This window comes from Streptomyces sp. NPDC060209 (assembly GCF_042728155.1).
In the GTDB taxonomy this organism is placed as follows: domain Bacteria; phylum Actinomycetota; class Actinomycetes; order Streptomycetales; family Streptomycetaceae; genus Streptomyces.
This window is the reverse complement of record NZ_JBHWZS010000082.1, coordinates 1-14,301: the sequence shown is the minus strand read 5'-3', so window position 1 is coordinate 14,301 and position 14,301 is coordinate 1. Positions and strand designations below refer to the sequence as shown.

Below are 14,301 nucleotides of genomic sequence, written 5' to 3'. Positions count from 1 at the left end.
GACGAAAGGGGGGCCGTGCTCACGCGGTGAGGCGGTCCCGACAGGAGAGGTCGCGCAGGAACGCGAGCGCCGTCCGGGCGGTGGCGTCGTTCTGACGGAAGGCCGGGCCGCCGGTGCGCGGCCGGGTGAAGGCACCGCTGGAGCGTGCGGTGGTGTAGGGGCCGAGGGCGAAGCGGCGGGGGTGGGGGCGGCCGTCACGGTCCAGGATCCGGCCGTCGGCCGGGTCGACGGAGAGCAGCCCCGTGTCGGTGCCGGCCGCACCGTCCTCGTGCAGTCCGCTCAGCAGCGAACTGCGGGTCTTGCGCAGCGAGGGGTCGGGCAGCCGGGCCTCGACCAGGGCGCGGGCTTCGGTGTGCGCGCCGGGCACGGTGGCACTGCGGGCCCGGAAGACACCCTGTTCCTCGTCGGCCTCGACGGTCATGCCGGCCCCGAGGAAGCGGACGACGCCGGCCTGCGAGAGGGCGAGGAGCTGGCGCAATCTGGGGCCCGGCGGTCCGGAGGCGAGGTAGCTGAAGAAGCCGTGCCACCGCTCGCCGATGTCGCCGAAGCTGACCAACTGCCCGTAGACGGAGAGCAGTCCGAGGAACACGGCGAGGTCGGGGCTGTGCCGGGGGTCGTGCCGGCGTTCGAGGTCGGCGGTGATGTAGGCGCGCAGCCCGTCCTGCAGCGAGTCGTACGAGGCATGGCGCACCCCGTCGAGCGGATGGTCGAGGGCGTCGAGGTCGAGCCGGTCGGCCGGATCGGGGACGGCCGAGGCTACGAGGGCCGCGAGCTCGGGGCTGCCGGGCTCGGCGACGGCGTACTTCTCCTCGAAGTCGCCCAGGTCCACGACGGTGCGCTCGGGATGGGCGGTGAAGAGCCGGTGGTAGTGGGCGTGGCCCAGCTCCTTGGTGACCAGCGGCCACAGATCGCGCCGGAAGTCCACGGGGCCGGGGCGGCCGAGGACCTCCGCCACCTGATCGGCGCCGAAGTGGTGCGGCAGGGGCGGCCGTTCGCCCTCCCAGGTGTAGCCGATCTTGGAGTGGTACGGGACGCCTCGCCGCGACCCGACGTACAGGACGGGCTCCCTGCCGGAGGGCACATAGGCCCCGTTCTCGTAGCGCCCGCCGCGCCCCTCGGTGAGCAGCACCATCAGGTCGATGAAGGCGAGGCCGAAGCCGCGCACGAGGACGGGCTCCCCGGCGGGCAGGGCCGTCAGGTCGGTGTCGGCGGTGAAGTCGGGCGGCAGGTGGACGAGTCCGTGGCGTGCGGCGAAGGCGGACAGCTCCTGCTGTTCCGTGTCCGGTTCGGCGTCGAGATGGCCGACGGTGAGGACGACGAGATCGGCGGCGAGCGGCTCGGCACGCCCCTGGATCCAGACATGCTGCCGGCCGCCACGGGGTCCGGAGACCCGCAGTGCGTAGCCGGTGTGTTCGTGGACGGTGATGCCGGGCGGGAGCGCGGCGAGCGTCTGGTCGTACACCCAGCGGAGATAGGCACTCTGCAGCCGGCGGCTGGGGAAGTCCTGGTCGCCGAGGCCGTGTATCTCCTCCAGGACAGCGGGGTCGGCGGAGGTGGCGGTCCGTCCTTCGCGGACGTCCGCGGCCCAGGTGTGCAGGGCGGGGCCCGGGCGGACCGGGCCGTCCAGCTGGACCGTTTCGTCGGTGAACATGGTGACGTCCTCGGCCATGGAGTTCATCCAGAGCAGCGGGGACTGGTCCTGCCGCCAGATCCGGCCGCCGCCCGGCGGGTACGGGTCGACGAGGTGGATGTCCAGGGGCCGGTCGCCGTACAGCTCGGCGGCGTTGGCGGCTATGCGTTCGATGACTCCGGTGCCGCGCGGTCCGCCGCCGATGACGACGAGCGCCGGTGCGCCGGTCACCGTGCGCCCGCTGTGCCGCGTGCGTAGTGGCGTTCGACGTAGTACTGCCCGATGGAGAGGAGAGAGGTTACGGCCACGTACCAGAGGGTGGCGACCAGCAGCAGCGGGATGACCTCGTAGGTGCGGTGGTAGACGAGCTGCACGGAGTACAGCAGGTCCTGCACGGCGATGATGCTGACGATCGAGGTGCCCTTCAGGGTCCCGATCAGCATGTTTCCGGCGGGCGGGACGATGGAGCGCATGGCCTGCGGCAGCACGATCCGCCGGAGCCGGCGCCAGGGTCCGAGGCCGAGCGACTGTGCCGCCTCCAGCTGCCCGCGTTCGACGGAGAGGATGCCGCCGCGGACCACTTCCGCGGCGTACGCGGCCTCGTGGAGCGTGAGACCGATGACAGCGACCGTGACCGGGCCGAGGAGGTTGACGGTGCTGACACCCAGGATCTGCGGGTAGAGGGCGCCGATGTTGAACCAGAAGAGCAGCTGGACCAGGATCGGTGTCGATCTGAACAGCCAGATGTAGCCCCAGCTCACCGCCTGGAGAACGCGGTTGCCGGAGAGCCTGAACACCGCGAGCAGGGTGCCGAGGGCGAAGCCGAGCACCATGACGAGGCCGGTGAGCCACAGGGTGAGGCCGAGGCCCCGCAGCACGGAGTCGGTCGTGAGGTAATCGCCCACGACGTCCCACTGGAAGGCGTCGTTGCGGACGACGGAGACCAGGGCCCCCGCGAGGAGGAGCAGGACGACAACGGCCGCCGCCCACTGGCCGGTTCGGCGTACGGGGACGATGCGCGGGGCGGCGTCCTCCGCACGCTTGCCCGGTGGTGCGGGAAGTGACGGGGCATGGATTTCTGTCTGCGCGGACATGCGAAGGCTCCGTGGATGCAGAGATCGAACACGGGGCGTGCCTTCAGCGCGAAACACAACGTGGACCGGGCCCCTCAGCGCCGGTCCGCCTCCGAGAAAAGCGCCACCCCGGTGCTGTTGTCAAGCTTGTCCACAGTGTGAGCTGTACGTCTCACCTCGGTTGACGCGCAACCGGATGCCTGTTCCACTTGGGCCATGTATTCGCAGCTGTGGCTGGTCACCCGCTCCCACATCGACTTCGGTCGCGTGTGGTCCTGTTCCTGTTGAGCTGACCCCCCTGCGTCTCCGTTCTTCCCGCTCGCGCCCCTGCCGGCGCCCGAGCGGATTCCCCTGCGTTCCTTCACGTACACAACATCGCTCCGCCCTCCCCTCGTACCGCTGATCTCCCGCCCCGACGCTCCGTGCTGCCCAGGCACCGGAGCGCGGTCGACGAACCCGGAGAAACTCCGCCATGCCCCGAACCCGGCAGTCCGCTGCCTTCGCACTGATCACCGTGGCCGCCCTTTCGCTCACCGCCTGCGGATCGGGTGACCCCGCTGCTTCACCGGCCGGTGCGGGGTCCGCGGGCAAGGGGAAGATCCCGACGGCCGATGTGGTCTCGTCGGTCAAGCGGAACGACGACGCGGCGAAGCTGCTGCCCGAGAAGGTGCGCGCCTCGGGAACCCTCTCCCTCGCGTCCAGCGTCGGCGCTCCGCCCGGGGCGTTCTACCGGGAGGACGGCAAGACGCTCGCGGGTGCCGACATCGACTTCGCGGACGCGGTGGCCCGGACGCTCGGGCTGAAGCTCAAGCGGGAGGTCGCCTCCTTCGAGGCGATCCTTCCGGCCCTCGGCAGCGGCAAGTACGACCTGGGCACAGGAAACTTCGGCGTGACGGACGAACGCCGGAAGTCGATCGACTTCGTCACGTACATCAACGACGGGCAGGGCTTCGCCGTCCGTGACGACAGCGATCTGAAGAAGGTCACCGACCTCACACAGCTCTGCGGCCTGACCGTCGGCACCGGCGCCGGGACCACCTTCGAGGCGACCCTGGAGGAGAACAAGCACCGGTGCGCCGACGCGGGCAAGAAGCCGTACGAGGTCAAGACGTACGCCGACCAGGCGGCGGTCTGGATCTCGCTGCAGCAGGGCCGCAGCGACGTCCTGATGTCCACGATCAACGGACTGCGGTACGCCGTGACCCAGCAGGAGGGACTGCGCTTCCTCAACGAGTACAAGCGGCTCGACGTCGGCTTCGCCTTCAAGAAGGGCACCCCGCTGGCACCGGCCTTCCAGGCCGCGGTCAACGGCCTCAAGGCCGACGGCACCTACGACCGCATCCTGAAGAAGTGGGGCACCTCCGAGTCGGCGATCCGGACCTCGCAGATCTCGCCGCCCGAGATCAAGTGAGGCCCGAGATCGGGTGAGGCCGCCGGGTGCGGCCGGCTGACGCCGGATCAGCAGTCGCACCCGCAGTCGCAGCCTTCGCAGCAGCTGCAGCAGTTGCCACAACAGTTGCAGCCCTCGCAGCAGCCCTCACACCATTCGTCGCAGTCGGCCTTGTGGCAGAGCCCTTCGCGCTCCTGGCCGCTCCACGGGTCGTTGAAGGAGCCGGCACAGCACATCTGACAGGTGCAGGCGAGACCGGCCCAGACCAGGCAGCCGGCGATGAGGCCGCGCCGGTTGCGGGGCGGCTCCGGCGGAAGGGGCGGTCCCCCGGGGCCGGACGGACCACCGGGCGTCGGCGCGTAGGGGTTGCCGGGCGGCGGGCCGAAGGCCCCCGAAGGCTGCCCGCCCTGCTGGTGCGAGCACGACGCGGGTCCGAAGGCCCGGTCCACGGACCGCCGCAGCTCGTGCACCAGGAGCACATGCGCGAGCGTGCTGTCGGTGAATTCCGCGTCCCGCATCGCGAGGCGCACGCCGTGCAGCGCGTCGTCGCACAGCCGGCGGGCCTCGGTGAGCGGTGTGCCGGTCGCGGTCAGGGGGTTCCAAGCACCCGACGCCGCGTCAGTTTCGCGGTCCTCCACCGCGTCCAGCAGATGGGCGAGCCTCCCGAAGAGCCGGCCGGCCTCGGCGAGCGGCGCCACGTTCTGCGGCTTGCCCGCGAGTACGGCGGTGTGCGCGAAGGCCGCGGCGGTGGCCGTCTCGGTGGGTTCGGTGACCGTCAGCAGCGAGGTGCCCGGCCCCGCGAGGGACTCGATCCCGGTCTGCCGGTCGACGGCGTCGACCAGGACCGCCGTGTCGAAGCCGAGCTCGGCCCCGGTGCGGGCCCCGGCCCTGTCCCAGCCCGCCGCGACCCGGCGTGCGGCGGCGGCCACCGGGCGCCGCTTCAACAGCCCGTCGCGGTCTGCCACATGGTCGCGCACCTTCGCTGACGCCAGCACGAGTGACACGGCGGCGGCCAGCCTGGCTCCCTCACCGCGGGCGACCGGCGCCGTCCGCATCGAGCGGAGCGGGCAGGGGCCCGCGGTGCGCCGCTGCCCTGCGGTGCGTTCGGACTGAGCCTCCGTCAGGACCGAGACGATGAGGCCGTCATAGTTCGTGACGACGCGTGCGAACTGGCCGTGGTCCGCCCGAAGGGCGAGACACAGCCCGCAGAGATGAGCCATCCACTCGGCCTTGAGCCCTTCGGACAGCCGATGGGTACATGGCCTCACGATTCCGAACACGACGATCCCCCGGGAGCCGTTCACCTGACGAGCCGCGCTCGTGCACATGCGCGGCGAGCATCGTATCGAGCGATCCGTTCACCCGTACGCCCCTCATGTCACCCGTACGGACGGGCTGCATCATATTTTCGTTCCGCAAGCCCCCTTATGCGGTAGGTACCCTGACGAATCGCCACATGATCTGCACCAGTAGCGTCACGAATCGCCTGCGCGGCGACTATCCCCTTGGCGCTGTATCCGCATCATGGACGACCATAGGGATAGGAAAGAGATGCGGAACACCAACGAACCGCGGTGAGAGGAGGCGTCCATGGGATCGGTGCGCAAGGCGAGTGCCTGGCTGGGCCTCGTGGAGGACAACGACGAGCGGTACTACGACGACGAGTACTCCGAGGATGCTGAGACCGGCACGAATCAGCCATGGGTGACCGACCCCCGGGTGCGGGTCGCTTCCGAGAAGGCCGAGGACAAGGGCCGCCGGATCGCGACCGTCACCCCGGACAGCTTCCGGGACGCGCGCGCCATCGGTGAGCTCTTCCGGGACGGTGTGCCGGTGATCGTCAACCTCACCGCCATGGACCCCGGTGACGCCAAGCGCGTCGTGGACTTCGCCGCGGGGCTGATCTTCGGCCTGCACGGCTCGATCGACCGCGTGGCGACCCGGGTCTTCCTGCTGTCCCCGGCCCACACCCGGGTGGTCAACGGCGAAGCCGCCGGCCGGCCGGCCGACGGCTTCTTCAACCAGAGCTGAGCAGGGCGCTCGCCGGAGAGTCCTACCGGAAAGCGTCCAGGCCGGTGAGCGCCTTGCCCAGCACCAGCTGGTGCATCTCCACGGTTCCCTCGTAGGTGAGCACCGACTCCAGATTCGTCGCGTGACGCATCACCGGGTATTCCAGCGAGATTCCGTTGGCGCCGAGAATCGTCCGCGAGGTGCGGCAGATCTCGATCGCCTCCCGCACGTTGTTGAGCTTTCCGAAGCTGACCTGCTCGGGGCGGATCCTGCCGGCGTCCATCCGGCGGCCCAGATGATGGGCGAGCAGGATGCCCTTGTGGAGCTCCAGGGCCATGTCCGCGAGCTTGGCCTGGGTGAGCTGGAACCCGCCGATCGGCCTGCCGAACTGCTCGCGGGACTTCGCGTAGTCCAGGGCGGCCTCGAAGCTGGCGCGCGCCGCGCCCATGGCTCCCCAGACGATGCCGTAGCGGGCGTGGCTGAGACAGCTGAGCGGTCCGCGCAGCCCGGTGGCCCCGGGCAGGACCGCGTCGGCGGGGAGCCGCACACCGTCGAGGACCAGCTCACTGGTGACGGAGGCGCGCAGCGACCACTTGTGCCTGATCTCGGGCGCGGAGAAGCCGGGGCTGTCCGTCGGCACGACGAAGCCGCGGATTCCCGAGCCGCCGCCCGCCTCGTCGGTCTGCGCCCATACGACGGCGACCCCGGCGACCGACCCGTTGGTGATCCACATCTTGCGGCCGGTGAGGATCCAGTCCTCTCCGTCGCGCTTGGCGTAGGTCCGCATCCCGGCGGGGTCCGAGCCGTGGTCCGGTTCGGTGAGGCCGAAGCAGCCGATGATCTCGCCGGCCGCCATGCCGGGCAGCCACCGCTCCTTCTGCTCCTCGGAACCGAAGCGGTGGATGGCGTACATGGCGAGGGAGCCCTGGACCGAGACCAGGGAGCGGATGCCGGAGTCGGCTGCCTCCAGCTCCAGGCAGGCCAGGCCGTACTGGACGGCGCTCGCACCCGCGCAGCCGTACCCCTTCAGCGACATGCCGAGCGCGCCGAGCGATCCCAGCTCGCGGGCCATCTCGCGGATGCCGGGGAGCTCGCCGTTCTCGTACCACTCGGCGATGTGCGGCAGGACCCGGTCGGTCGCCCACGTACGCACGGTGTCGCGGATCGCGAGGTCCTCGGGGTCGAGGAGGTCGTCGATGCCGAGGGGATCACCCGGATCGAACGGCTGCACCTTCAAAGGCTCCGACGGCTTCGGCTGCTTCGCGGACTCGGTGGTGGACATGAGTGCCTCCGGCGGCTCGCACGGTACGGAAACGCGCCAGACTACTAAAACTAGCAGTGGTAGTTACGGCGCCGTGCCGACGTTACGGCTCAGTGTGCCGCCCGTCCAGAGCCGGTGGCCTCGGCGGGTTCGCGCCGGGAGGGAAGGGGTACCCGCCGTGAGCCCGGCCCCGGGGCGTCCGGCGCCGGTACCGGACGGGGCTCGCGGCGGGGCGGGGCCCCGGCCACGCCGGGCCCCGCGGCCTGCTCCGGCACGGCTGCCGCCTGCCCCCGGCAGACGCTCGTCGCCTCAGGACAGTCCATGACGCGCGGCAGACGCAGCGCCGCCAGCGCCCCGAGCAGCAGCAGGCCCGCGCTGACCAGCAACGTGAGGTGGAGACCGTCGACGAAGGCGTGCCGGGCGGTGTTCCGCAACAGGTCGCCCATGGGGCCGCCCAGCCGGCCGGCCACCTGGTAGGCCTCGCCCAGCGAATGCGACGCGGCCGATCCGGCGGCGGCGGGAACGCCCTCCTCGTGGACGCGGGAGAGCCCGGGGGCGTAGGCCGCGTTCATGACACTGCCGAGCAGCGCGATCCCCAGCCCCGCACCCAGCTGGTACGAGGTCTCACCGATCGCGGCAGCGCCGCCCGCCCGCTCCGCGGGGGCCTCGCTCAGCATCGATTCGTACGCCCCGAACAGGGTGGACTGCAGCCCGAAGCCCAGCAGCACGAAGCCGGCGGTGAGCAGCACGGGCCGGTCGTGCTGGCCCATCAGGGTGAGCAGGAGCACCGACGCGGCCGTGAGCACGAAGCCCCAGCCGACCATCCGGCGTGGACCGATGCGGCTCAGGGTGTACGAACCCGTGGCACCGGCCGCCATCGCGGCGAAGGTCAGCGGCAGCAGCCGCAGACCGGTCTCCAGCGGGCTCAGGTCCAGCACCAGCTGGAGGTACTGGACCGCGATCAGCTCCAGGCCGACCAGGGCCAGCATGGCGAGCACGATGCAGCCGACCGCGGTGGTGAAGGCGGGCCGGGAGAACATCGCGATGTCGATCAGCGGGTGCGTACGCCGCTTCTGCCTGCGCACGAAGAGGGCCAGGAGTGCGGCACCGGCGAGCAGCGGAGCGAGGGTGGCGGGGTTCAGCAGTCCCTCGCCGCCGCCGATCCGCTTGATCCCGAGGACGACTCCGAGCACACCGGCCGCGGCCATCAGCGCGCCGAGCACATCCCAGGGGCCGTCGTTCTCGCCCCGGGACTCCGGCAGCAGCCAACGCCCGACCGGGAGGATCAGCGCCATGAGCGGGATGTTGATCAGGAAGACCGAGCCCCACCAGTAGTGCTCGACGAGGAAGCCGCCGATGACCGGCCCGGTCGCGGCGCCGACCGCGGCCACCGCGGTCCATATGCCGATGGCCATGGCCCGCTCGCGGCGGTCGGGGAAGACCTGGCGGAGTATCGACAGCGTGGCCGGCATGATCATCGCGCCGCCGACGCCGAGCAGCGCACGCGCCGCGATCAGCACCCCTTGCGAATCGGCCGTCGCCGCGAGTGCGGAGGCGACCCCGAAGAGCGCGTAGCCGAAGAGGAGGACGCGCCGTCTGCCGATCCTGTCACCCAGCGTGCCGAAGAGAATCAGCAGCGAGGCACAGACCAGCGGGTAGGCGTCCACGATCCACAGCAGACCGACCGCGCTGGGCCGGAGGTCCTCGGTGACGGCGGGAACGGCGACGTGCAGCACGGTCGCGTCGAGCGCGACGAGCAGCAGACTGAGGCAGAGGACGACCAGGACGACCCAGCGGTTGGCACCGTCGGCTGCTGCGCGCAGCCTGCTCACGGCCGTGGACGTCCCAGTCATGTACGTACCTCCCACAATGAGTCCCTCGCGCTCGGCAGACCCGCTGGGGATCCGGCTCACGGCGTCCCCCGGGCCCGGCATCGACGGGCGAGTGAGCCGTCAGCGTACGCGAGTTCCAGGTGGTCACGCGTGGTGCAGCTCATACGTTCACCGGCCACAGAGTGTGGCGTACGCCACTTCACCCCCCGTGGGCGGGGTGACGCCCGGAGCGCCACGCCGGCGCCGCATCGGCGCGGCGCCCTGTCGGCCGGCGGCTCCCCCGAATGGCCCCGCGACTACACGGCGCAGTCACGCCGGGCCATTTCATCGACCCTCAAACATTTCTGCGAATAGCGACCGGAACGAATAGCCGACGGATCGAAACCATTCCCCGTCGCACGGGGAATGGATACCTGTCTGAGACAAAGTCCACATCACATCGTCATCACAAAGACGCGGGATCGGCCGGATCTCACACTCACTCGCTGTAACGTCCATTGTGTGCGTACCGACATCTTTGCCCGTCTGGACCGGGAGCCGGAACCGCCGAAGATAGAGACCCCGCGGATGAGCCGTCACCGCATCGCTCTCTTCGGCGGGACTTTGGCGTTCTATCTCGCCATCGTCCTTGCCGTGCTGGTCTCGTCCTGGCTGGTGGCCCTCGACTGGAAGGTCATGCTGTTCCGGCCCTATCAGCAGTGGCCGGAACTCCACGCCTTCCTCGACTACTACGTCGTGCTCGGCCAGCGTGGCCCCACGGCCGTGATGGTCGCCTCCTGGCTCGGCTGGCGCTCCTGGCGCCAGCACACGCTGCGTCCGCTGCTCACGCTGGGCGCCTCCCTGCTGCTGCTCAACCTGTCGGTGGGAGCGGTCAAGCTCGGCCTGGGGCGGCTGGGCCCGCACTACGCCACCGAGATCGGCTCGGCGGAGCTCTTCGCCGGCGGCGATATATTTCCTTCGGGACACACCGCCAACGCCGTGGTGACCTGGGGAATCCTCGCCTACCTGGCCACCACCCCGCGGGCCAGGCGCTATCTGTCGGCCCTCTCCGCCTTCGTCTCCCTGGGCGTGGGGCTCACCACCGTCTACATCGGCACCCACTGGCTCAGCGACGTCCTGCTGGGCTGGGCGGCCGGCCTGCTGATCCTGCTGGCCCTGCCCTGGTTCGAGCCTCTGATCACCCGGACCGAGGTCTGGATACTCTCGGTGCGCGAGCAGTGGCGGACCCGTCGCAGGCTCCGGGAGTCCGTTCCTGCGGCTCCCGTGGCACCGGAGCCGGTCCTGCTCTCGGTGGGCTCCGAGGGTGCTCAGGAGGCCGCGAGCAGGGGGCCGGTGCCCGAGACGGCGGGAACCGCGGGTCATACGGGTGCGACCGGCCGTGCACGGGCGCACCAGGCGCACCCCGCGCGTTCGGAGCGGACGCCGCTGACCCCGGCCGGCACACGCCGTCCGCCGCATGTGGACCGTACCCAGCGGAGCAGCGCGGGTCCGTCCCGCCCGGTGACGGGTGGTCCGGTCGCTCCCTGACCCGCCCTCCTGACCTGCGGGGACGCTACGCATACCCGTTCCCGCGCACAGCGAAGGCCCCGACTCCGGTCGGGGCCTTCGCTCGTCGGGGCCGGCTTCAGCCGACCCAGCAGCGCGTCACGGTCGAGGCGTCCACCTCGAAGTTGATGCGTCCGCCACGGAACTCCATGGTGATGACGGTGCCCGGCGGAAGAGCCCGGACCGTGCTCCAGCCACGCGCTCTGGCCTGCCGTTCGGCGGCCTCGGCGTCGAGGCCGACGTATGACCCGGGAGTGTCGTCCGGCTGGTCGGGAGGGGTCGGTACAGGTGCCATACCTCTCACCGTAGGCCGCCTCGCGCCGTGGCGGAAGCGGTGGTGGTCCCGGGCCCCGATGCATCCCCATGTACCTCAGCGGTCACGCTTGTGTCACAGGATCCCCACGCGCGTTTACGCCGGGCTACTTCACCCGAACGGGCAGTCAGGCAGCATGAGACCTGAATTGACCGGCCCCCACGGAAAGCCGCAGAGGAGCGCCGGGAGGGAAATACGGGACGCTGGGAGCTGCGCGCGTTCGCCTTTTCCGAGGTCCTCGGAAAAGGCGAATATACGGGCGCGCCACCTGGAATTCACCCGCCCTTATGCGAGCCTTACTTTCGCCCGCCTCCCCGCCCGCGGCGCCCGGGCTGAAGAGCGCCCGGACCGCCGCATCATCCGGAATGGAACCGTCCGGGATGCGGCGCCCGGGCGCCCGGACTCAGGCCCGCCCTCTGCGGATCGCCCCGGCGGCCTTGTGACGCAGCGCATACGCCCCGTCCAGCACGGTGCCCCGGGAACGGTGGAACGCGCTGTGCAGCACGCCCTGCGACCCACGCCCTCCGCCCCGCGCGGCCAGCTCCGTGAAGAGCTTCTCGTGCCGCTCGGCGATCGGCGCGGGGTCGAACCGCGCGGCCGAGGCGCGCGCGGCACGGCCCATCCTGTGCCGCAGGGCGTCGTCGTCGATCAGGCCGAGCAGCGCCTTGGCGAAAGCGCTGGTGTCCCCCAGCGGCACCAGGCGTCCGTCCGTGCCGTCGTCGATGATCTCGGCGGGTCCGTGGGGGCAGTCGGTCGCCACGACCGGCACTCCGCAGCGCATCGCCTCCACGATCGTCATGCCGAACGACTCCCGCTCGGAGGTGACGGCCGCGATGGAGCTCTTGGGCCACTCCGCCTCCATCGGGTCGACCGACCCCATGAGGAACACCCGCTCCCGGAGTCCGAGCTCGTCGACGAGCGCGCGCAGGGACTGCTGCTCGTTGCCGGACGCGTCACCGGCACCGTAGATCCGCAGTCGCCACTCCGGGCGCACCGCGGCGACCTCGGCGAAGGCCCGGACCAGTACGTCGTAGCGCTTGACCCGGTGCAGCCGGCCCGCCGCCACGATCCACTTGGCGTCGCAGTCGGCGGGCGGCGCGGCGGGCTCGGGCACACTGTTCGGAATGGCCTCGATGCGCACGCCGGGCAGCCGCAGCCGGGTGCGGTAGTCACGGGCATCGGCCTCGGTGACGGTCGTGACGGCGTCGAGCAGCCCGTACCGGTGGCTTATCTCCCGGCGGAGCCGGTAGCTGTGGCTCTCGAGGGTGAGGTGCTCCTGGCCGACGCGCACCGGGCCGCGCCGCGTCTGCCGGCTGATGTGGACGTTCAGGCCGGGGCGCGTGCCGACGACGACATCGGCCTCCATCGCGGCCAGATGGGCCGCGACGCGGCTGTCGGTGAGCCTGCTGTACTGCCCGTGCCTGGTGTCGCCACGGGGGAACACCGATGCGGGCCTGGCGTGTTCGGCGGACGCCCCCTCGTACTCCGGACTCGACTTGCGCAGATCGACGAGGTGACTCATCCGCACCCCCGCGGGTGCGCCGAGCTTCGGGTCGTCGCGGTGCCGGAAGACGGAGACGATCTCGACGTCGTGCTGCTCAGCCAGCGTACTGGCGAGCGTGAAGGTGGTACGGATCGTTCCCCCGATGCCGTACGCGTTGTGGAGCAGAAATGAAATGTGCATTACGTAGTCGTTTCCCCTGTTCGACTGGTCTGCAACGGACCTTACGCGGGGTCAGGAGACGGCACAGCATTCGCACAGGAGTCGCACAAACCCGTGACGTTTCGAACGAACGCCCGCGCACCGGGGGCCTTTGCGCGGAATCCTCGACTCCGGATCGCCTGTGCGATCTTCAGGCTCATCGGGCCGCCGACTCCGGCGCTTAATCTCCCGATTCTCGCGTGACCCCGGCCCCCGGTCTTCCGTTGTCTTCATGAGCCGGGAACCGCCCGGCCCACGCACCGAGTTCGAGGAGCCACCCGTGCCGCGCATGCTCGACGTCAGCGAGGACGTACGCGCCGAGATCGGCGATGCCGAAGCCGACCGGCTGCTCGTCGGCGACAGTGCCCCAGGCAGTTACGACTGCACCTCATGCCGCACACCCGGCGACTCCGACCAGGAACGCACCAGCACGGTGCTGTTCGTGGGCGACGAGACCGCCGTGCTCGCCTTCGCCCATGCGACCTGCATCCCCTCTCAGGTCGTCCAGGTCGCGGAGGACCAGCTCCAGGGCGCCGTGCGGTCGATCACCGGCAGCGAGCCACAGAATCCGGAGGGCCTCATGCCCGAACAGGCTGTCCTCGGCATCACCAGCGGTCTCGTCCTGATCGAGGACGACCTCCGCCCGGCCCTGGTCGTCGAACCGACCGGGCCGATCGCCCGGCCCGGCACGGACGGCAGCGGCGGCGACCAGTTCCTCCAGCTCCTGCTGGAGCAGGGCTTCCTGCCCACGCCCCACCTGAACCGGCTGCCGGGCGTCCTGCCCGGCTGGTCGGTCCTCCTCGCCATGGGCCAGCTGCACGCCGTGCTGCAGCCGGGCGCGGGCGGCGGCAGCCCGGTCGCCTGGTGGCAGGCCCATCAGCCGCTCCAGGTCACCGAGGGCTGGCGGTCGGCCGCCAACAAGTCGCAGAGCGTACTGGTCTTCGCCGCGCCGGCCGGTTCCATCGGCCAGCAGCCGCGCGAGGACCTGCTCAGGGACGCGCTGGACAAGGCCGCGGTCAACGGTCTCCTGGTCGCCGCGACGATGCCGCTCGCCGGGACCTGAGCATGTCCGTGCTGCCCTCCCCTGCCCCCCGAACAGCGATTTCTCCGTCCGGCCCGCATCCGACGGGCGGTGAGGTCGTTGGCACCTACGTGCACTCATACGACCCTTCTCGCCAGCAGCAGACCCCGATCCCGGCCATGCGCCCGTCGCAGGACCCCTCGGGCGGCAAGTCCCCCACCCCGATCTACGACGCGCTGTACTCCGAGTACAGGCGATCGTTCCGGGCGCTTCCCGGGGACCGCACCGGTGAGGAGAATCTCGGCTTCAGAACGTTCGGCATCGGGATGTTCGGCAGCCGTGCACCGCTGAGCGGCCGTACGGCGGCGAACGCCCAGGGAAGTCACGGCTCGGGCGGGTCCAACCCCGGTTCCTGGCAGCGGGTCGGACGGCACGCCGGGCGCGCCAGGCCCGCGGCGCTGCCGCCGGGGTCCACGGACGCCTGAGGGACACGACGAAGCCCCGGACCACCCGCTCGCACGGGT

General features: G+C 70.8%; 12 protein-coding genes. 5 read left to right on the top strand and 7 right to left on the bottom strand.

Annotated features, from left to right (window positions below; all coding sequences use genetic code 11):
- Positions 1-19: 19 nt before the first annotated feature.
- Complete coding sequence (locus tag ACFWFI_RS17875) at positions 20-1,861, bottom strand: FAD/NAD(P)-binding protein (RefSeq protein WP_387390795.1); 1,842 nt, start codon at positions 1,859-1,861, stop codon at positions 20-22.
- The gene (locus tag ACFWFI_RS17870) at positions 1,858-2,724 is read right to left on the bottom strand and encodes an amino acid ABC transporter permease (RefSeq protein WP_387390793.1); all 867 of its coding nucleotides are present in this window, start codon (positions 2,722-2,724) and stop codon (positions 1,858-1,860) included. Before ACFWFI_RS17870 ends, ACFWFI_RS17875 begins: the two co-directional genes overlap by 4 nt.
- Before the next feature lie 451 nt (positions 2,725-3,175).
- On the opposite strand from ACFWFI_RS17870, the gene ACFWFI_RS17865 reads away from it, so the two are divergent.
- On the top strand, positions 3,176-4,114 hold the full coding sequence (locus ACFWFI_RS17865) for an ABC transporter substrate-binding protein (protein WP_387390791.1): 939 nt from the start codon (positions 3,176-3,178) through the stop codon (positions 4,112-4,114).
- Positions 4,115-4,161: 47 nt separating this feature from the next.
- On the opposite strand, the gene ACFWFI_RS17860 is transcribed toward ACFWFI_RS17865, so the two are convergent.
- A complete protein-coding gene (locus ACFWFI_RS17860; RefSeq protein WP_387390826.1) occupies positions 4,162-5,373 on the bottom strand; it encodes a DUF5685 family protein in 1,212 nt (403 codons plus the stop codon).
- Between the two features lie 310 nt (positions 5,374-5,683).
- On the opposite strand from ACFWFI_RS17860, the gene ACFWFI_RS17855 reads away from it, so the two are divergent.
- Positions 5,684-6,124, top strand: coding sequence for a cell division protein SepF (locus ACFWFI_RS17855; protein WP_387390789.1), 441 nt, complete (start codon positions 5,684-5,686; stop codon positions 6,122-6,124).
- Positions 6,125-6,146: 22 nt separating this feature from the next.
- On the opposite strand, the gene ACFWFI_RS17850 is transcribed toward ACFWFI_RS17855, so the two are convergent.
- Positions 6,147-7,385 carry an acyl-CoA dehydrogenase family protein gene (locus tag ACFWFI_RS17850; RefSeq protein WP_387390787.1) on the bottom strand — a complete coding sequence of 413 codons (1,239 nt, stop codon included), beginning with the start codon at positions 7,383-7,385 and terminating at the stop codon, positions 6,147-6,149.
- Between the two features lie 89 nt (positions 7,386-7,474).
- Positions 7,475-9,217, bottom strand: a complete 1,743-nt coding sequence (locus ACFWFI_RS17845; protein WP_387390785.1) for an MFS transporter — start codon at positions 9,215-9,217, stop codon at positions 7,475-7,477.
- Between the two features lie 480 nt (positions 9,218-9,697).
- Between ACFWFI_RS17845 and ACFWFI_RS17840 the strand changes: the two genes are divergently transcribed.
- Complete coding sequence (locus tag ACFWFI_RS17840; protein WP_387390783.1) at positions 9,698-10,723, top strand: phosphatase PAP2 family protein; 1,026 nt, start codon at positions 9,698-9,700, stop codon at positions 10,721-10,723.
- A gap of 97 nt (positions 10,724-10,820) precedes the next feature.
- Here ACFWFI_RS17840 and ACFWFI_RS17835 read toward each other — a convergent pair whose 3' ends face one another.
- Positions 10,821-11,036, bottom strand: coding sequence for an I78 family peptidase inhibitor (locus ACFWFI_RS17835; RefSeq protein ID WP_387390781.1), 216 nt, complete (start codon positions 11,034-11,036; stop codon positions 10,821-10,823).
- A 421-nt stretch (positions 11,037-11,457) separates the two neighbouring features.
- On the bottom strand, positions 11,458-12,738 hold the full coding sequence (locus ACFWFI_RS17830; protein ID WP_387390778.1) for a glycosyltransferase family 4 protein: 1,281 nt from the start codon (positions 12,736-12,738) through the stop codon (positions 11,458-11,460).
- A 298-nt stretch (positions 12,739-13,036) separates the two neighbouring features.
- Between ACFWFI_RS17830 and ACFWFI_RS17825 the strand changes: the two genes are divergently transcribed.
- Together ACFWFI_RS17825 and ACFWFI_RS17820 are read left to right on the top strand one after the other, a co-directional pair.
- Positions 13,037-13,819, top strand: coding sequence for a hypothetical protein (locus ACFWFI_RS17825; RefSeq protein ID WP_387390825.1), 783 nt, complete (start codon positions 13,037-13,039; stop codon positions 13,817-13,819).
- A 137-nt stretch (positions 13,820-13,956) separates the two neighbouring features.
- Positions 13,957-14,262, top strand: coding sequence for a hypothetical protein (locus tag ACFWFI_RS17820; RefSeq protein WP_387390776.1), 306 nt, complete (start codon positions 13,957-13,959; stop codon positions 14,260-14,262).
- The last annotated feature ends 39 nt before the right edge of the window (positions 14,263-14,301 follow it).

Bases quoted from the DNA above. Each gene is read 5' to 3' on its own strand.
- ACFWFI_RS17870 (WP_387390793.1), bottom strand. From the start codon at position 2,724: ATGTCCGCGCAGACAGAAATCCATGCCCCGTCACTTCCCGCACCACCG.
- ACFWFI_RS17865 (WP_387390791.1), top strand. From the start codon at position 3,176: ATGCCCCGAACCCGGCAGTCCGCTGCCTTCGCACTGATCACCGTGGCC.
- ACFWFI_RS17855 (WP_387390789.1), top strand. From the start codon at position 5,684: ATGGGATCGGTGCGCAAGGCGAGTGCCTGGCTGGGCCTCGTGGAGGAC.
- ACFWFI_RS17850 (WP_387390787.1), bottom strand. From the start codon at position 7,385: ATGTCCACCACCGAGTCCGCGAAGCAGCCGAAGCCGTCGGAGCCTTTG.
- ACFWFI_RS17845 (WP_387390785.1), bottom strand. From the start codon at position 9,217: ATGACTGGGACGTCCACGGCCGTGAGCAGGCTGCGCGCAGCAGCCGAC.
- ACFWFI_RS17835 (WP_387390781.1), bottom strand. From the start codon at position 11,036: ATGGCACCTGTACCGACCCCTCCCGACCAGCCGGACGACACTCCCGGG.
- ACFWFI_RS17830 (WP_387390778.1), bottom strand. From the start codon at position 12,738: ATGCACATTTCATTTCTGCTCCACAACGCGTACGGCATCGGGGGAACG.
- ACFWFI_RS17820 (WP_387390776.1), top strand. From the start codon at position 13,957: ATGCGCCCGTCGCAGGACCCCTCGGGCGGCAAGTCCCCCACCCCGATC.